Origin of the sequence: Actimicrobium sp. CCI2.3 (genome assembly GCF_035019065.1) — a bacterium.
Lineage (GTDB): Bacteria > Pseudomonadota > Gammaproteobacteria > Burkholderiales > Burkholderiaceae_D > Actimicrobium.
Map to the genome: position 1 here is coordinate 44,390 of NZ_JASJWR010000031.1, position 19,076 is coordinate 63,465.

The following is a 19,076-nucleotide window of genomic DNA, read 5'->3' on the forward strand; positions in this document are numbered from 1 at the left end:
TGTTGTGATTCAAAAACCAGTCGATACATCACCCTGTTACTAACAGGACGCGCCTACCTGATTGCGTCATGACGGGGCTGTTCCGGTCGTGGTTTCGTCGCTCCAGCGGGCATGGACTTCCATCAGTTGCGGCAGGACGTCGGCAAATACAGCGACCACGTCGGGATCAAAGTGCATGCCCGCTCCGGCATGGATGTGGGCAACGATCCGGTCCAGCGGCCACGGTTCCTTGTACGGACGTCTCATGCTGAGCGCGTCGAACACATCGGCCAGCGCAATGATGCGGGCCGACTCGGGAATATCCTTGCCGGCCAGCTTGCCCGGATAGCCGCTGCCATCCCATTTTTCATGGTGACGCAGGGCGATTTCAGCGGCTAGCTGAAATACCGGTGCCTTGCTCTTGCTGAGAATGTCGTAGCCGATTTGTGGATGCGTGCGCATGATGACCCACTCGTCTTCGTCCAGCGGTCCCGGTTTGCGCAGAATGGCTTGCGCGATGCCGAGCTTGCCGGTGTCATGCATCGGTGCCGCCAGTTCCAGCCGCTGGCTGTGCTCGACGCTCCAGCCGACACCACGTGCCAGCGTCCCGGCGTATGCCGCCATGCGCCAGATGTGAGAGCCGGTATCGTTATCGTTGTAATGCCCGGCATGACCCAGCATCAGAATCGCATCGTGATAACTCTGTTCCAGCGCGGTGGCGCGCACCAGCGACAGATGCGCGCCAACCCGTGCGCGCACGATTTGCGGTGACACGGGCTTGGCGATGTAATCGACACCACCGGCATCGAAGCCGGCTGCTTCGTGGGCGATGTCGTTGTAGGCGGTAATGAAGATCACCTTGACTTGATTGCTGTCATCGAGCTGGCGGATTTGCCGGCACAGGTCGTAGCCGCTGATGTCGGGCAAGCCGACATCGAGCAGCACCATGGCGGGCAAGTGCTTGGCCATCGCAGCAAGTGCTTCGCTGCCGTTGCGCGCGAACACCAGCCGGTAACTGTCGTGCAGGATTTCGCGCATGATGGCCAGATTGGTCGGTTCATCATCGACGATCAGGATGGTTTGCAGAGACAGCATTATTGGTCCTTCAATCCAAGTTCGTACTGCAGTGCCAGCAGCCGCACACAGGCTTCGGCACCGCGAAAATCAAAGCCGTGCACGCATTCACGGATCGGTGCCAGCGCAGCACGCGGCAGCAGTGTGGCGAGTGACGCGAGTAGCGGTTCGACTGGCGTCGGGTTGTCGCTGTCGAGCGCGATCAGCAGCGCGGCGAGAAGGGCGTGCAAGTCGCCGCGGGCGGCGGGCGTGAGTGCGCCGGCCAGCGGTTCGGGACTGGCCGGTTCCGGCGTGATGGCAGGGGCGAAGACGGCGATCTCCTGCAGCGCCAGCGCCATGGCTATTTGCAATTGATCCAGTAGCGCCGTGGCATCCTGCTGTTGGGACAGTACCCGCTCTGCCAGTCCGGCCAGTCGATGCAGGTCGGGCAACCCGAGGTTGGCTGCATCGCCAGACAATTTGTGGGCCAGCGCGGCAGCACTGCGGCTGTCAGCCACCTTCAGATGGGTTGCAAGCTGTTCGATCACGTTGGCGTGGCGACTGGCAAAGCGTTGCAGGTAATCGCGGTAAGTCGACACGTCGGACCAGAGCTGCAGTCCGCGCGCGACATCCATCGTCGGCCTGATCGACAGCGTTGCAGCAGGCGGCAGGATGGCTGGTGTGTTGTTTGAGCGCGTGTTTGAGCGCGCACGACGCAGGCGCTGCACCAACGCGATGGTCGCTGGCACGTCGAATGGTTTGCTGACAAAGTGGTTCATGCCGGCTGCGTGCGCTGCGTCATGCTCGGTCTTGAAGGTGCCCGCTGTCAGCGCGATGATCGGCAGGTCGTTGAACTGCGGCAGACGGCGCAATTGGCGGGTCGCTTCGATGCCGTCCATGATCGGCATCTGCACATCCATCAGCACCAGATCCACGTCGTCGGGATGGGCCAGTAGCCAGTCCAGTGCAGCCTGGCCATTGACGGCCAGCGTCACCAGCGCACCCTCGTTCGACAGAATGCGGTGCGCTAACTCGCGATTGATGTCGCTGTCGTCAACAACGAGCAGGCGCACGCCGTCGAGTGCCGGCAAGCCCGCTGGCAAGGTGGGTGGTGGCGGTCTGGCGGTCGAGCGCGTCATTGTCCGTCCTTTGGCGCGGTGCTGGTGAAGCGGGCAATCGCACGGATTGCTTGCTGCAAGGCGGCATCGAGCTGCTCCAGAGCACGGGTCGGATCACGTCCTTCGATCAGCACGCGTTCGGCTTCACTGGCCAGACGGTGGGTGTCCGGCAAGGCCATGTTGGCGGCATCGCCAGCGAGCTTGTGAACCAGTGCGCCAGCCGCAACGCGGTCGTCGTTGGCCAGACTCGCGTTGATGTCGCCAATGGCACCGGCATAGCTGTTGGCAAAGCGTTGCAGGTAATCGCGATACGCCGGCACCGTCAGCCACAGTTGCAATCCGCGTGCGGTATCCATGACGGCGGAGGCGACCTGGGCCCGTTCCGGTGCGGCTGGCGCGCTGGTCGGCAACCCCGGCAACCCCGGCATCCGCCGCAGTCGCCGGATCAGCGCGATCATGCTGGCAACCTCGAACGGCTTGCTGATGAAGTGGTTCATGCCAGCGGCATGGGCGGCGTCCTGCTGCTCCTTGAAGGCGCCGGCAGTCAGTGCCACCACGGGCAGGTCGTCGAACTGCGGCAGCAACCGCAACTTGCGGGTCGCTTCAATACCGTCCATGACCGGCATCTGCACATCCATCAGCACTATGTCGATCTCGTCGCCATGATCGAGCAGCCAGTCCAGCGCCTGCTTGCCATCGACTGCCAGCGTGACGTGCGCACCGTAACTGGTCAGGATGCGCTCGGCCACCTCACGATTGATTTCGCTGTCGTCAACGATCAGCACGCGAATGCCAGCCAGATCCTGTAGCGAGGCGCGGTCCGGCGCGTTGGGTATCACGGGGCCGGTACCGCGCGCGTGTTGCGCTTCCATGACGGCGTTGTAGAGCGTCGAGGCGGTGACCGGTTTGGCCAGAATGCCGTCCACCAGACCGGTTCCGGCCAGGCTGGTCAGTCCACCGAGCGAGTAGGCGGTTGCCATGATGACGATCGGGCAGCAATCGGTCGGCAGTGCGGCACGGATGGCGCGCGCGGTGGCGATCCCATCCATCGCACCGGGCATTTTCCAGTCCAGTACGATGACTTCCGGCAGGTTATCGGCAGACTGTTCCAGTAATGTGGCAAGCACCGCAGCACCGGATGGACGGGTAACGACGTTCCAGCCCAGACCGCTGGCAATGTCGCCGAGATTTTTCAGGGCAATCTCGCTGTCGTCGGCGACCAGCGCACTGATCCTGCGCGCAGGCAGCTTGGCGCGTTCGTTGCCATCCTGTTGCAGCGGCACGGTGAACCAGAATTCGCTGCCGATACCGGGTGTGCTGGTCATGCCGATCTGGCCGCCCATCAGATGGACCAGCTTGCGGCAAATCGTCAGGCCCAGACCGGTGCCACCGAAGCGGCGCGTGGTCGAACTGTCGGCCTGGGTGAAGGCAGAAAACACGTGGTCCTGCAAGGCGAGCGGAATGCCGATGCCGGTGTCGCGCACGCTAAAGCGCAGTGTCAGCCGGTCGTCGCTGCGGGAGACAAGCGCCACGCGCAGGTCAACCTGACCGCTCGCGGTGAACTTGATCGCATTGCTGGTCAGGTTCACCAGCACTTGCTCGAGGCGCAGCGCGTCGCCGGTCAGCAGGTTGATGCCATCGGGTAGCGGACGAATCAGCAATTCGAGATGCTTGTCGCCAGCGGCGACACCCATGCTGCCGGCGATGTTGTCGATCAGGTCGGCCAGACGGAAGGGTGCCTGCTCGACGACCATGTGGCCAGCGTCGATCTTCGAGACATCGAGGATGTCGTTGATGATGCCGAGCAGCAGGCGCCCGGAGCTACGGATCTTGGTCACCATGGCGCTGGCATCGCGTTCCAGCGCCGATTGCTCCAGCAGATAGACCAGTCCGAGGATGGCATTGAGCGGCGAGCGGATTTCGTGGCTCATGTTGGCGAGGAAGTCAGCCTTGCTGCGATTGGCGGTTTCGGCTTCGTCAAGTGCCTGCAGCAAGGCGGCCTCGGCTTGTTTCTGGGCCGAGATGTCCTGCGCAAAAATCAGCGTCGCCGGTCCATCGGCCAACACCACACGGGTCGTGGTTTTATAGACCGGGACCCGGCAGTCGTCCTTGCCAAGACCCATCGCTTCAAACATCAGGTCGGTTGCACTGTCTTCGCCAATCAATGTTTCCTGTTCACCCAGCAGCGCAATCGATTCCGGAGCGATCATCGTACGCCATGGCATGCCCACAAGATCATCGGTGACCGCGTAGCCATGCAGTAAGTTATAGCGCGGATTGGCGTACATCAGAAGACCGCGCCGCAAAATGACAATCGCTAGCGGCGCGTCTTCAATGAGAGTGTGAAAACGGCTTTCGCTATCGCGCAGTGCGTTGCTGAGCCGATGACTGCTGACATCACGGAATGTCACGATCAGCATATCGAGCGCGCCCTCGCTGGTACGGATTGCGGCAGTGCTGCATTCGATCGCACGACGCGCACCGTTGTCCTTGCGTCGCACAGTCAGTGGCGTGTCGTGCACAAAGTCGCCACGCAAACCGCGCAGGGTCGGCCACTCGGCAGCCGGCAGCCGGCGGCCGTCTGCACCCAGCAGTTCGATACTGGCAAGCACATCAGTGACCGTCGTGTCGGCGTCCATCAGACCATGAATGGTGCGACCCGCATCGTTGATGCGCAACAGCGTGCTGTGCTGGTCGAGTACAAAAATCGCCTCGTTCATGTTGTCGAATACCGCCTGCAATGCATTGCGACTGCGGCGCAGCTCTGTCTCGGCGGTGTGCATGAGCGTGTTCGCCTGGTCGCGCTCGTCATCCCGCGCTGCCTGAAGTGCTTTCAGCGTACGACGATGCCTCTGCAAATAGAACAGTGCGCCGCAGGCCACCAGCGATAGCGCTGCGCAAAACATCGCGATCAGGAAAGCCCTTTGCCGCATCGGTTGGGCAATCGCATCGACACCGCGACTAATGCCAATGACCAGCGGTTTGTCCATCGACAGCGATGCCGGAGAGACGGTCCGCAAGGCCATGACGCGCAGTTCGCCGGTGAGGGAAGGACCACTTTGCACGCTATCGGCAAGCCCGCTGCGGCGATGCCGCATGAACAGGCTGTCGGCCTGTTCGGGACTGGAAAAATCCACCTCCGGCGCAGCCGGATAGCTCAGCAATAGTCGGCCATCGCCATGAACAACGACAGTGCGCAGGTCGGGGGCATACGCCAGTTGCCGAAAAATGCCGGTGAAGTAGTTAGGATCGAAGCTTGCCAGAACGACGCCGCCAAAACTGCCATCGCTGGCCGGTAACATGCGCGACAAGGTGATGATCACATCATTTTTCAGTGACAGAAACGGCGCAGACACAAACAGTGTTGTCTTGCTGGGATGGGCTTGGACCTGCTTGAAATACGACCGATACGACAGGTCCAGATTAGTCAGCAGTGGATTGGAGGTCGCGATGACCTTGCCGGATGCATCGAGCACGTATAGCGCACGCACGCCGGGCATGGCGCTTTCCATTCGCTGCAAGTGCTTGGTCAGGCTCATGCCGGAAGAATCAGAATACGTACCGGCAAGATCATCCCGGATCATGTCATCGAGGACCCGGTTGGTGACAATCAGGTTGTCCTCGATGTCATTGGCCAGCACGTCAGTAAAGACTTGTATTCGCTGCTGTTCGCTGGCGCGCAGCTGGTCCGCTGATGCCAGATGTAGCAACCCGACGAAGATGCTGACAATGAGCAGCGTCGTGATCAAGAGCATCCACTCGATCCGGTTCCTTGCCGATCCGCCGGTCATGATGGCGTCCGATCCAATGGCGATACCGGGCACCTGATAAGTCGCATAAGGAGCTTGCTACGTTGCATGTCAACCAATCTCGGTGTGGATGGATCGCATCGTCTGCGGAAGATGGTTTGCTGGCAAGTCTTGTGATGGGTACGTGTCAGGGGTCAAACGCCACATCAAAAATTGTGCTAAGGGGCAATGACCTAATTCAGAGTAGCACTGATTACTACGAGCCTTTAAGTAACATTTTTTACTGATAATTGGTTTTTGGTAATTTTTCAAAACATATTCAATAAATTAAAATAACGAAAAGCAATAGTTCGTTATTTGATGGTGTCAACTCGCTGTAATCGGCTTCAATCGGCTTCAATCGCATACCGCTCCTACTTGCCAAAACCTTGCTACAGTTCGGTGCCTTGGTTTGCTTGCAGCCGCACTCAGATCTCTCCAGGCACTTAACTGATAGCAGAACTTCTTATGACGAATGACCCGCGCTGCTGTGGCACTGATACCTGCCTGATCAACGCCGATGGCGAATGCTGGTGTGGCCAGAAATGGGACGGCGAAAAAATGTGTTATCCACCCCTCGACAAGCCAGACGCGGACGACCAGGCCGCCTCCGAGGCGGAGCGCGAATGACCAAACCACTCGTGCCAGGCACTGCCGTACCGGCCGGTCGCTGGTCGCGCATGGCACGCCTTGGTTCCCTGGCGACCGGGGTTGCTGGCGGCATGCTGGCTGAAGGGGCACGACAACTGGCGCAAGGCAAACGCCCGGTGCTGGGCAACTTGCTGCTCACGCCCGCCAACGCACACCGGGTCGCCGAACAGTTGTCGAAGCTGCGCGGGGCTGCCATGAAAGTCGGGCAATTACTATCGATGGATGCCGGCGATTTGTTGCCACCGGAGATCGCTGCGATCCTGTCCCGGCTGCGCTCGGATGCCACGCCGATGCCGATGAGCCAGGTCGTGTCCGTGCTTGATGCGGGCTGGGGCGAGGGATGGCGTCACCAGTTTCGCCAGTTTTCCTTTACCCCGATCGCGGCAGCGTCGATCGGCCAGGTGCATTTTGCGCAATTGAAGGATGGTCGCGACGTCGCCATCAAGATTCAGTATCCGGGCGTACGGCAAAGCATTGACAGCGATGTCGATAACGTTGCCGGCCTGCTGCGGCTGTCCGGACTGTTGCCGTCCACGCTGGATATTGCGCCGCTGATGGCCGACGCAAAACTGCAATTGCATGAAGAGGCCGATTACCTGTGCGAAGGCCGATACATGACGCAATTCGGCAACCTGCTGGCCGGCGCGACCGACTATGCGGTACCGGCGCTGGTACCGGAACTGACCAGTGCGAGCGTACTGACCATGACGCGCATGAATGGCGTACCGATCGAATCGATGACGGGCGCACCGCAAGAAGTGCGCGACCGTATCGCGACCTTGCTGATCGGCCTGGTGTTGCGCGAACTATTCGAATTCCATTTGATTCAGACCGATCCGAATTTTGCCAACTATCGCTATGACACGGTCACGGCACAAGTCATCCTGCTCGACTTTGGTGCCACGCGCGTCTACCCGGAAGAACTGGTGACCCAGTTTCGTGCCATCGTGCGCGGCGCGCTTGCCGGTGACATGGACGCCATGGACACGGCTGCCTGCGCAATTGGCTACTACGATACAAAGACCGCCGCACATCATCGGCAAGCCGTGCTGGCGATGTTCGCGCAAGCCTGCGAACCGCTGCGCAGCGAGGGGCCGTATGACTTCGGCCAGTCCGATCTGGCCGCACGCATTCGCGATGCCGGTTTAGCACTGGGCCGCGAACCGGATTTCTGGCACACGCCGCCTGCCGCCGCGCTGTTTTTGCACCGCAAGCTGGGCGGGGTGTATTTGCTGGCTGCGCGGCTGCAGGCGAGGGTGGACATGGCGACGCTGATTCGCGGACTCTGGTAAGGACTCATTGCGGGAACGCTGCATTGCCCGGTTTGATTATTTTATTTAGTCACATAATCCCGCCATGTGAATAATGCATCGGGTGCTTTTTTAGGACGGGCGATGAGTAACGATGAAATATTGATCAGAGTTTTATTGTTGGTTTCGATTGCCATTGCTGGTTTATTTGTCGGGAAAAAATTCGGCATAAATCAAAAAGAAATATCGACCCTGCTGATTTACGTTATCTCGCCCGCAGTAATGTTTGTTTCAGTTCTGCAAGCGCCAGAAGGCAAGAATTATTTGTTTTATACCTTGGTCGCTTTTGTGGCTTGCTCGGTAATGTCCACGATCGCTTTGCAATTGGGCCGATTATTGTGGAAGGACAGCACCGCCAATCTTTTTGCTTTTTCGGCAGGCACCGGGAATACTGGCTATTTTGGCCTTCCTTTGGTTTTAGCTTTATTCGACGCGCAAGGCGCTGCGATTGCCGTGTTTATTATTTTGGGCGTCAATCTCTATGAGTTTTCATATGGCTATTATTTGACGTCGCGTGGTAATTATCAGGTGTCACAGAGCATCAGAAAAATCGCGACCATGCCTATCTTGTATGCATTCGGAGCAGCGCTGTTATTGCGTGCTGCGGGCATTCATGTTTCCCCCATTATTCTGGACGGCTTATCCAGTTTCAAGGGTGCGTACAGTGTTTTGGGGATGATGGTGATTGGATTAACGCTGGCAAGGTTTAACAACCTTGAAGTTGACTGGCGATTTTTATTGGCATCTATGGGTTGGAAGTATGGTGTTTGGCCGGCATTAACGATTCTTGCCATCACTCTTTTTCCAGAGGCGATCAGTCAGGTGGAAAAGTCCATCCTGTTGTTAATGGCGTGTGTTCCGATGGCAGGTAATACCGTCGTTATTGCCAATGACCTGGCGATTCATCCTGAAAAAGCAGCGACCGCAGTGATGGCGAGTACTGTACTGGCGATTATCGTTATTCCGGTTGCGCTGTCGTTTGTGAAGTAAGGTCTCTGGAACAAAGACACGCCGTAGTCTCACGGCAGTACATCAAGCACCCGGTAATCACTGTCCTGTATCGGTAAAAAACGGATCGCATTCATGCCATTGAGAACCGGTGTCGCAACCGGTGCGCGGTTGTCGAGGAAGACGGCACGGATCTTGTCAGTAATATCGGCACACAGCATGCTGCGATACACGAACGGGTCCAGCGGCAATGGGGAAGAGCGCCACAAGATGCGTACGTCGTGTTCGCGCAGTTTTCCCTCGCTGACCATCTTCGAGAGCTGAAAACTGGAGACAAAGGCCGCAGTAGCGCGTCCGTCAACCACGGCGGCGGCTGCTCCAGTGTGACTGCCGGCATACGAGACACGGCCAAACCAGTCCTCCAGAGGTGCACCAACCAGTTCGGTAAAGTAATGGCGCGGCACCTTGCTACCCGACGTGCTGTTCGGATCAACTAACGCCAGGGATTGGCCGCGCAGGTTGGCCACCTGTTTCATCGGACCGGTCGCGCGCACGATCAGCAACGCCTGATAAAACGGGCCAGCTTGCTGGAACGGGCTGGCCGGCTGTGAAAAGGTGGCAAACGGCGTAATGGTCGGATCCATTTTCCTGACATTCAGGTAAGACGACGGGCCCAGCCGGGCGAGATCGACTTTGCCCGCCAGCAAGTCCTCGATGACCGCACCATAGGATGCCGGTGTCACCACTTCAACAGGCATGCCCAGCGTCGCCTGCAAGCGGTCGAGCAGTGGTCGAAAGCGTGCCAGATCGACCTTCACATCGCCTTCAGGCACCATCGAATAACGCAGGCGCAACGGACGTTCGCAGTCGGTAGCATGCCCCGACGAGATGCCCGCCAGCAGCAGGGCAAGCGTAGCAGTCCAGCATTTCAAGTAGCGATCAAGCCGCATAGGCGGAAGGATGACGCAGCAGCGCAGTGATGTCCGCCGCTGCTGCCGGACGGTGAAAGTAGTAGCCCTGCAGCTCATCGCATCCGGCAGTTTTCAGGTGGACTACCTGATCGCGTGTTTCGACGCCTTCGGCGACGACTTTCAAGCCGAGATTATGCGACAGCGAAATGGTCGATGAGACGATGACCGCATCGCTGTTGTCGTTGCGGATATCGCGGATGAACGAGCGGTCGATCTTGACCGTGCTGATCGGAAGGCGCTTGAGGTGACTCAGGCCAGAAAAACCGGTGCCATAGTCATCCAGCGAAATCCGCATGCCGAGCTCATCGAGGGCGCGCAGCACCTTTTCAGCGAGTTCCGGCTGTTCGATGAAACAGCTTTCAGTGACTTCGATTTCGATCAGCGAGGCCGGTATCGCGTACTTTTTCAGGCAGGCCGTCATGATGTCCGGCAGCGTTTCGTCACGCAACTGCCGTGCTGAAATATTGATCGCCACCGGCAGCACGGTCAGCCCGAGTACCTGCCAGTTGGCGACCTGTGCGCAAGCCATGTCGATGACGTGGTTGCCCAGCGCGACGATGCAGTCGTGCTCCTCGGCCAGCGTGATGAACTCGCCCGGAAAGATCATGCCGTGCTCCGGATGTTGCCAGCGCACCAGCGCTTCGAGGCCGACCGGACGGAAGTCGGTGCAGGACACGCGCTGCTGATAGTGCAGGCAAAATTCGCCGTCTCGTATGGCGCGTGCAAAGCGCGAGACCAGTTCGGCACTGCGCGCCGACGTGGTGTTGAGCGACGCCTCGTAAAAGCGGAAGCAGCCGCGTCCGCCTTGTTTGGCCAGGTACATGGCGCGATCGGCACGCGAGAGTAGCGTATCGATCTCTTCGCCGTCACCCGGATACAGCGCGACACCGATGCTGGGCGTGATATCGAGATCGTGGCCATCGAGGTCGGGGTAGGGTTCCGACAGCGATGCGACCAGTTTTCTGGCGACGATGGCAACCGCTTCGTCACTGTCGAGGTCCGAGACCAGGACGGCAAATTCGTCGCCGCCCAGCCGCGCGGCCAAGTCATGACCGCGCAGCGACAGACGCAAGCGGCTGGCAACTTGCTGCAACAACAGGTCACCGACGCCATGGCCGTAGGTATCGTTGATGACCTTGAATTTATCGAGATCCAGAAAAAACACTGCCGTTAATCTGCGACTGCGTCGCGCGCGTGACAGTTCGATGGCGGCCAGTTCGTAGAACTTCATGCGGTTAGGAATATCGGTCAGGAAGTCGAGCGAGGCAAGCTGGTAGGCGCGTACTTTTTCTGTTTCCAGCTGGTTGATCAGGGCCAGATTGCGCGCTTCGGAGTCGGTCAGTCCCGCGTAGAGTCGGCGCTGGCGCTGAGCCAGCACAATCAGCCCTGCGCTGGCCAGCAGGATCAGCAGAGAGATAAGCGTCGCCCGGATGAGATATTTGACATCGCGCGGCGCTAGTTCGTCGAGCACCGCAGCACGACTGCGCGTTACTGTGACGAGCAGCGGGAAATGGTCAAGCCGGCGATACACGCCGATACTGGCACCGCTGTCACCGGGTCGTCTGGCATCAATCGTGCCGGACAATTGCGTACCGCCAGTGAAACTGGCATAGCCCGTGCGTTCGAGATCACGTCCGGCCGACATGGTGCCGTCGACCATTTCGGCTAACTGGTGACCGCGACTATCGATGATTTCGATACGGCTGCGCGTGCCCAGACTCGCTTCCTTGTAGAGCGCAAGCAGGTAACCCAGATCGATGTAGCCTGCGAATGCACCGATGCGACGCTGGCCGGAAATCAGCGGCACGGCCACTGGGATACGCCATCCGGTCTGGGGATCGTGGGTGTTGATGCCGGTATCGATGCCGCCAATGACAAGCGCTGGGGACGTTTCGGAAAATAACACGGTACGCGCGAACAGTTGCAGGTCGGGTTCGACCTGACGTCGCGACGACGAATGGGCGAGTTTTCCTTCCGCATCAAATATCGCCATGCGCAGGAAAGCGGCATCGCCGATCGCTAACGGGTTGCCAATAGCCTGTGCGTCATGCGCTTGCTCAAGAAAAGTCGTGCTCAGGCGTGCATAAATTGCAGTACGTCCGAGTACCTCGCCGAGGTTGGCAGCGACGATCGAGGCCACATTGCTGCTTGCGGCAACCGATATGTCCAGTGCCTCGATCCGGTCAGCGGCGATGCGGGAATGGGTGGTGAAGACAATCAGGATGATCAGCATCAGTGCCATCAGTCCGATGCCTGCCTGCAGACCTCTCCCGTTACCCAGTAGTTTCTCGTTCAACGGTGTGTCGTGCGATGTGACGGAAACCAAGTGAGTGGCCTGTGATGTCGAATTAGCGGTCTAAGTACGGATGGTAACCCGCGAAAGTGACAGCAAGGTTAAAAGATTGCCCATTCAATTAACTATTCTTCCTCTTGATCTGGTAATTTCAACCGGCCAGTATGAAAATCATACTCATACACTTCACCATAACGTCCCCACTCGACGGCTACCTCAAGTACCCGTTTGGCTTCATCGGCTTTCAGGAATTCTTCCAGCAATTCGATGAACGGGCCTTCTGGCGAGGTGCCGCTCGGTTCGCGTTCAAGCTGGTGACGGATGCGGGCAGCCAGCGGCACGTGCATCAGTACCTGCTGGCCGAATAATTCCTGGCGCAGCGCCTGATCGGCATCGGCATACCGCTGGCCCAGCGGCGTCAGCGTGATGTCGCCCTTGTCGACATGTGCCAGTCCGAGCAGGCTGAGCGCTTCGTAGGTGTGGAACAGGTCATCGTCGGCTAGCTCGGTTTCCTCGGCCAGTTTCGGCAAGTCGGCACGGCCATTGAACGGCGCGCCAGCAAGCAGATCGAGTACCCCTTCGATACGGCTGACATCGGTTTCCGGCAAGCGGTAACCGAGGTGCATCGCGGTGGTCTCACCGGGCACGGTGCTTTGTGGCTGACGCATCGTCATCAGGCCGTAGACCTCGTCAATCAAACCACGTACTTCGACGGAATCGGCGCTGCGCGGACGCGGCATGTCGATACTGATTTCGCTGCGTATGCGGCCAGGGTCGCTCGACAGGATGATGATGCGGTCGGCCATCATCACGGCTTCCTCGATGTTGTGCGAGACGATCAGGATACCCTTGGTCAGGATGCGGTTGCTGTCCCATAGATCGAGGATGTCGTTGCGCAGCGTTTCGCCGGTGAGGACATCGAGTGCCGAGAAGGCTTCGTCCATCAGCAGCACATCGGGATTGGTTACCAGCGCGCGGGCGATACCGACACGCTGGCGCATGCCGCCGGACAGTTCGCGTGGCAGAGCGCCGCCGAAGCCTGCCAGCCCCATCAATTCGAGCATCGCATCGGCGCGCTTTTCGCGTTCGGACGGCGCAATGCCCTGCGCTTCGAGACCGAGCTCGACGTTTTGCTGCACCGTTAGCCACGGAAACAAGGCGAACGACTGGAATACCATCGCCACGCCAGTAGCCGGTCCGACAATCGGCTGGCCGCGATATTGGGCAGTGCCCGCATCGGCCGGAATCAGGCCGGCGATGATGCGCAACAGCGTTGATTTTCCGGAGCCCGATTTGCCCAGCAAGGCGACGATTTCGCCTTCGGCCAGCGCAAAATTGACACCGTCAAGAATCAGCCGCGGGGCACCATCGGCACTACGAAATGATTTGGCCACACCGGCCAGTTCCATCAATCCTGGTTTGTTCATGCACGTTCCTATCGGCTGCGGTCTTCGGCAAGCGAGTACAGCCTGCGCCAGAAGAACCGGTTCAACAACATCACAAAAATACACATCACGCCAATACCCAGCGCGATCCGGTGGAAATCGCCAGCATCCGTCATCTGTTTGATATAACTGCCCAGGCCATCAGCGATCAGCGTGGTCTTGCCCCAGGTGACGTATTCGGCCACGATGCTGGCATTCCATGAGCCACCACTGGCGGTGATGGCACCAGTTACGTAGGCAGGAAAGATCCCCGGCAGATAGACCCGTTTCCACTTTAACCAGCCCTTGAGACCGAGATTATCGGAGGCCAGTCGCAATTCGTTGGGGATCATCGAGGCACCCGCCACGACGTTGAACAGGATGTACCACTGGGTGCCGAAGACCATCAGCGGACTGAGCCAGATATTGGCATTGAGTTTGAACGTGACCAGCACGAACACCACAATCGGGAACATCAGGTTGACCGGGAAGGCGGCGAGGAATTGCGCCAGTGCCTGGACCCGTTGCGAATACTGCGGGCGCAAACCGATCCAGACGGCAATCGGCACCCAGACCAGCGAGGCCAGTGCGATCAGCAACATCACGCGTGCCAGCGTGATCAGGCCCAGACCGACCACATGCGCCGCCTCGCTCCAGCCGACATCGCTTCGCACAAAGGTCACTAGCCAGTACGCTGCTGCAAGCGAGAGCAGTATGATGGCCACGTCCCACGCGCGGGCAATGGATTTGATACGGGTTTCCGAGCGCGCCGTCGGCGCTGCGCGCACTGGACGCAGACTGAACCAGCTCAATGTGCTGCTCATCATGCGCCAGAAGCGGCCGGTCAGTTCGCGTATCCACAGGCTGCGTCGGCCCCAGTCAAGCAGCCACGACCGTTGCGCGCTGTCGCCCTGTGTTTCCTCGAAACGAAATTTGTCAGCCCAGGCCAGCAGCGGACGGAAAAACAGCTGGTCGTACAGCGTGATCCCGAACAGCATGGCTCCGATGGCATAGGCAATCGCGCGACCGTTTTCGGCTTCGATCGCCATGGCGATATAGGCACCGATGCCCGGCAACTTGATATCTTGACCGCCAACCGAGATCGCCTCGGCAGCCACCAGAAAAAACCAGCCGCCCGACATCGACATCATCATGTTCCAGAGCAGGCCGGGCATCGCAAACGGTAGCTCGAGGCGCCAGAAACGCTGCCAGCCGGACAGCCGGAATACCCGCGCCGCCTCGCTCAGTTCGGGCGGCACAGTGCGCATCGACTGGTACAGGCTAAATGCCATGTTCCACGCCTGTGACGTAAAAATCGCGAAGATCGCCGCGCATTCGACACCCAGCAGGTTGCCGGGAAAAAGCAGGATGAATGGCGCGATGGCAATCGCCTGGAAGCCGAGGATGGGCACCGACTGCAGGATGTCGAGCATCGGCACCATGATTTTTTCGGCGGCGCGATACTTGACCGCGATAGCTGCAAACGCAAAGCTAAATAGCAGCGAACAGGCCAGTGCGGTGAACATGCGCAGCATCGTGCGCAGTAAATAGTACGGCAGGTATTCGGGGTCGAGCGAAATCGGTGTCGCTTCGCCAACGATGAACGGACGCGACATTTGCATCGCGCCAAAGGCCAGCCCGGCGATGACCGCCAGTACCAGCGGCAACAGGATCCAGTCCCAGCGGTTCGGACCAGCGGCCAGCACCGATTGCCCGGCGCGGCGCGGGGTGAATAATTCAAACATGATGCTTGTTCCTGTAGAGGGTGCGCGTGTTGTTCGATCCGGTAACCGCATTCGGGGTCACGCTAGACGTAAATGTGCTGGTTGCCTCCGGGCGCAGCGGAACTAGCTGCATCCGCGGAAAAAGCTCGCCATTATGAATCAAACCGATGACCACGGAGTTACAAAATTGCTTACCGTGGCAGTTACTTGACATCGCAGCACCGACTTTGCAGCCGGTTGTTTTTCACCGGCTACTGCATACAACGTTTTTTTCTGCGACTATGCACGCTCATATAAAGGATCACCATGCCGTCATCAACGCAATCCACCACTCCCAACACCGACTTGCGCCTGTTTGAAGCAGTGCATCTTGGCTCGCTGCGCCTGCAAAACCGCATCGTCATGGCTCCCCTGACACGCAGCCGCGCCCTCGAAGGCGACGTGCCGAGCGAATTGGCCATCGAGTACTACACCCAACGTGCGACCGCCGGCCTGATCATCGCCGAAGCGACCCAGATTTCACCCCAGGGCAAAGGCTACATCCTCACGCCTGGTATCTACAACGACACACAGGTGCTGGCCTGGAAGCGCATTACCGACGCGGTCCACGCCAAGGGCGGCCACATTTATCTGCAACTCTGGCATGTCGGCCGCATCTCGCATCCGTCGATCCAGCCTGACGGTGCCTTGCCCGTCGCACCATCGGCGATCAAGCCTGAAGGAAAGTCCTTTACCGCAGACGGTTTCGTACCGATGGTGACACCGCGTGCGCTGGAGACGTCCGAAATGCCTGGCCTCGTCGAGCAATATCGTACCGCTGCGCTCAATGCCAAAGCCGCCGGTTTCGATGGCGTCGAAGTCCACGCAGCCAATGGTTACCTGCTCGACCAGTTCCTGCGCGATAAGACCAACCAGCGCACCGACGAATACGGTGGCTCGATCGAAAACCGTGCCCGCTTGCTGCTGGAAGTCATGGCCACCGTGGTCGACGTCTGGGGTGGCGATCGCGTCGGCGTGCGTATTTCGCCGCTGAGCAAATTTGGCGATATCGACGACAGCAATCCGGAGCCGCTGTTTACCTATGTGGTGGAGTCGCTCAACGCATTTAACCTGGCTTACTTGCATGTCATTGAAGGCGATACCGGCGGCACCCGCGATGTCGCGGGTGGCTTTGATCTGCAAATCCTGCGTCGCCTGTTCAATGGTGCGTACATGGCCAACAATGGCTATGACAAGGCATTGGCCGGCAGCGCGCTGGATACAGGGCACGCCGATCTGATTTGTTTCGGACGTCCGTTCATTGCCAATCCGGATCTGGTCGAGCGCCTGCGTACCGATGCGCCTTTGAACGAAGCCGATCCGGCGACGATGTACGGCGGCGACGCAGGTGGTTACATCGACTATCCGTTTTTGGGCGCTAAAAAGTAAGCTGACGCGACGTTCCCTGGCACCGGGTTGCCAAGCCAGGGATGTCAGGCGAAAAAGATGTCAGGCAATTGCCTTAATGCCGTTCAGTTGATTCCTGAGCGGCATTTTTTATGTGCGATCCGGTCGACAACAGATTCGCAAGAGGTTGACGTTTCACCATCGTGTTATCCAGCGTCCTCCCAGCAGGTTTTTTGCGGGAGGCACATTACGCGCAATGAACAAGTCAGGTGTGGTTCTGAATAAATGCCCCAGGGAACTGAGGGATATCGTCATTGATGGGCCACCATTCACATTGCGAGTCGACGTGAGCATGGAAGGCAAGCTTGGTTCCGAGTTCTTCATTGATGAGGCCAGCGCGTACGCGTATGACGTCAGGAAGTGATTGTCGGGAGCTAAACACTGGCGAACCGCAGATTTGGCAAAAATGCCGATACTTGCCTTCGGAGGACTCATATTGTTTGAGTAATTCAGTACCTGTGATGAGTACGAACGCTACGGTTGGTACCGGTATGTTGGTAGCAAACGGACCTCCTTGTGCTTTGCGGCACTGTGAGCAGTGGCAAACCTGGATCGGTGCCAGTTCCGTGTTGATGCTGAACTCGATACCACCACATAGACAACTTCCGGTGTGTGCCAATTTTCACTCCACTTATTGCGACAGATTCAGTGCTGTTCAGTGTGCCAAACGCCTGTCTTTCGAGGTTGAAAATGCACAATGCAGCTTAGGGGATGCAACTCCATGGTCCTCATTGTGCATGTGTCTGGCGTTATCTCGCATTTTTAAAAAGATGTCGGATTTACGTTGTTGCAGTGCCAGCATCAGCAACAGGTGTGCGTTGTGGGCCAACGGTATTGGCAACCAGCGTCAGCAAGAGTGCTGCAAGTGCAAGTGCTGCCGCAGCAAGCGGTACGGCCGACAAGCCGAACCCTTCCGTAATGACCATTCCGCCGGCCCATGCACCAACGGCATTTCCTACATTGAAGGCGGCAATGTTAAGCGTCGAAGCAAGGTTAGGTGCTGCTTTTCCGAATTTCATGACATTGATTTGCAATGCCGGTACGGCAGCGAAGCCCACCATCGCCCAAAGAAAAAGATTGATTTCAACCGGGATCAGCGCCGCGCTCGTCCAGTGTATGGAAGCAGAAGCAACTGCCATGGCGGCAAATATTCCAGCCAGTGCAGTGCTTAGTCGCCAGTCAGCTAATCGGCCACCGATATAGTTCCCTAACGTTAAGCCGAGTCCAATTAGAAAGAGGGTCCAGGTCACCCCTTTCGGACTGACTCCTGTGACGTCTCCTAGCAATGGAGCAATGTACGTGAACAAGGCGAACATCGCCGATGCAAACAAAACAGTCGTCGCAAGGGCCATCCAGATTCCCGCGTTACGAAGTTGTTGTAACTCGCGTCGTAAGTCCGGCTTCTTTTGTCCCGCATTGGCAGGCAGTACTAATAGAAGTCCAATGAAAGCAACGACACCCAGCGCTGCGACGGCATAAAAAGTTGAACGCCAACCAGCAAACTGTCCGAGAGCCGTTCCCAGCGGAACACCGAGTACGTTAGCCAGCGTGAGTCCGGTGAACATCAGCGCCACTGCCGATGCTTGTTTGTGCGCCGGAACCAGACTCGCTGCAGCGACGGAACCGATACCGAAAAAAGCACCGTGGCAGAGGGATGTAATTACTCGGGCAGTCATCAGGAAACCGTAATCGGTAGCGATCGCACACAGCACATTACCAACGATAAAAATTGCCATCAAAATGAGCAGGGCGCGTTTGCGAGGCAGCGATGCGGTGGCGAGCGCCATGATGGGCGCACCGATCGCGACGCCAAGCGCATAGCCGGTAATTAACCAGCCAGCGCTCGGGATGGACACCGACAGGTTGTTTGCAACATCGGGCAACAAACCGAGAATAACGAACTCGGTAGTTCCGATGGCAAAGGCACTCAGGGCGAGCACCAACAGAGCTAATGGCATAAAGTTTTCTTTTGTGAAGGGTACTTCGACGACATCAAATGAAGTGCAATCTGATTGTCATCTGATTAAAAAAATGAATGGAGGGGTACAAAACACGAGGGCGCACAAAGGCAGGGAAGTTGATGGTACGTCAGAACAAAATAACGTGCAGCTACACATTTGTCATTGCAGATGAAATCCGGAATACTTATGGCCTTGAGTTATCTAACAAACAGACTAAATTATTTACCCGGAAAGCTTGCAAGCGAGGTTGGTAATGGCTATAGTTCGCCTCCTGCTTCAGCGACATCGAAGCGCAGACAAACAAAACGCTTTGTCAGCAGCGCAAAACACGGCACGGTCGGTGAGGTTAATCGAAGTGCAGTGCGGAGTGCAGGAAGTTCTTTAACAATTAACAGTTGATAAGTGTGGGC

Annotated in this window: 13 protein-coding genes; 4 read left to right on the plus strand and 9 right to left on the minus strand. The window is 58.0% G+C overall.

The window, feature by feature from the left end:
* Positions 1 to 66 precede the first annotated feature (66 nt).
* Genes QN370_RS16440 through QN370_RS16450 form a run of 3 tightly spaced genes read right to left on the minus strand, consistent with a single transcriptional unit; the run spans position 67 to position 5,941 of the window.
* Complete coding sequence (locus QN370_RS16440) at positions 67 to 1,074, minus strand: response regulator (protein ID WP_322127603.1); 1,008 nt, start codon at positions 1,072 to 1,074, stop codon at positions 67 to 69.
* The gene (locus QN370_RS16445) at positions 1,074 to 2,171 is read right to left on the minus strand and encodes a response regulator (protein ID WP_322127602.1); all 1,098 of its coding nucleotides are present in this window, start codon (positions 2,169 to 2,171) and stop codon (positions 1,074 to 1,076) included. Before QN370_RS16445 ends, QN370_RS16440 begins: the two co-directional genes overlap by 1 nt.
* A complete protein-coding gene (locus tag QN370_RS16450; protein WP_322127601.1) occupies positions 2,168 to 5,941 on the minus strand; it encodes a response regulator in 3,774 nt (1,257 codons plus the stop codon). Before QN370_RS16450 ends, QN370_RS16445 begins: the two co-directional genes overlap by 4 nt.
* 465 nt (positions 5,942 to 6,406) lie before the next feature.
* Here QN370_RS16450 and QN370_RS16455 point away from each other — a divergent pair, with 465 nt between their 5' ends.
* The 3 genes from QN370_RS16455 to QN370_RS16465 all read left to right on the plus strand — a co-directional run bounded on the left by QN370_RS16455 (position 6,407) and on the right by QN370_RS16465 (position 8,889).
* Positions 6,407 to 6,568, plus strand: coding sequence for a hypothetical protein (locus QN370_RS16455; RefSeq protein WP_322127600.1), 162 nt, complete (start codon positions 6,407 to 6,409; stop codon positions 6,566 to 6,568).
* Positions 6,565 to 7,881, plus strand: coding sequence for an AarF/ABC1/UbiB kinase family protein (locus QN370_RS16460; RefSeq protein ID WP_322127599.1), 1,317 nt, complete (start codon positions 6,565 to 6,567; stop codon positions 7,879 to 7,881). The genes QN370_RS16455 and QN370_RS16460 overlap by 4 nt, the downstream gene beginning before the upstream one ends.
* 102 nt (positions 7,882 to 7,983) lie before the next feature.
* The gene (locus QN370_RS16465; protein WP_322127598.1) at positions 7,984 to 8,889 is read left to right on the plus strand and encodes an AEC family transporter; all 906 of its coding nucleotides are present in this window, start codon (positions 7,984 to 7,986) and stop codon (positions 8,887 to 8,889) included.
* A gap of 29 nt (positions 8,890 to 8,918) precedes the next feature.
* Here QN370_RS16465 and QN370_RS16470 read toward each other — a convergent pair whose 3' ends face one another.
* The 4 genes from QN370_RS16470 to QN370_RS16485 form a co-directional block, all read right to left on the minus strand.
* The gene (locus QN370_RS16470; protein WP_322127597.1) at positions 8,919 to 9,779 is read right to left on the minus strand and encodes a phosphate/phosphite/phosphonate ABC transporter substrate-binding protein; all 861 of its coding nucleotides are present in this window, start codon (positions 9,777 to 9,779) and stop codon (positions 8,919 to 8,921) included.
* 7 nt (positions 9,780 to 9,786) lie between these two features.
* Positions 9,787 to 12,114: an EAL domain-containing protein gene (locus QN370_RS16475; protein ID WP_322127596.1), complete on the minus strand. Its 2,328-nt coding sequence runs from the start codon at positions 12,112 to 12,114 to the stop codon at positions 9,787 to 9,789.
* A 122-nt stretch (positions 12,115 to 12,236) separates the two neighbouring features.
* On the minus strand, positions 12,237 to 13,538 hold the full coding sequence (locus tag QN370_RS16480) for a nitrate/sulfonate/bicarbonate ABC transporter ATP-binding protein (protein WP_322127595.1): 1,302 nt from the start codon (positions 13,536 to 13,538) through the stop codon (positions 12,237 to 12,239).
* Positions 13,539 to 13,546: 8 nt separating this feature from the next.
* The gene (locus QN370_RS16485; RefSeq protein ID WP_322127594.1) at positions 13,547 to 15,280 is read right to left on the minus strand and encodes an ABC transporter permease subunit; all 1,734 of its coding nucleotides are present in this window, start codon (positions 15,278 to 15,280) and stop codon (positions 13,547 to 13,549) included.
* Positions 15,281 to 15,565: 285 nt separating this feature from the next.
* Here QN370_RS16485 and QN370_RS16490 point away from each other — a divergent pair, with 285 nt between their 5' ends.
* Entirely contained in the window at positions 15,566 to 16,687 is a 1,122-nt protein-coding gene (locus QN370_RS16490; protein WP_322127593.1) for an alkene reductase, read from the plus strand.
* A 223-nt stretch (positions 16,688 to 16,910) separates the two neighbouring features.
* Here QN370_RS16490 and QN370_RS16495 read toward each other — a convergent pair whose 3' ends face one another.
* Positions 16,911 to 17,324 (minus strand): GFA family protein, encoded by a 414-nt coding sequence (locus QN370_RS16495; RefSeq protein WP_322127592.1) that lies wholly within the window; start codon positions 17,322 to 17,324, stop codon positions 16,911 to 16,913.
* Positions 17,325 to 17,484: 160 nt separating this feature from the next.
* Complete coding sequence (locus tag QN370_RS16500; protein WP_322127591.1) at positions 17,485 to 18,663, minus strand: MFS transporter; 1,179 nt, start codon at positions 18,661 to 18,663, stop codon at positions 17,485 to 17,487.
* Positions 18,664 to 19,076: the final 413 nt, after the last annotated feature.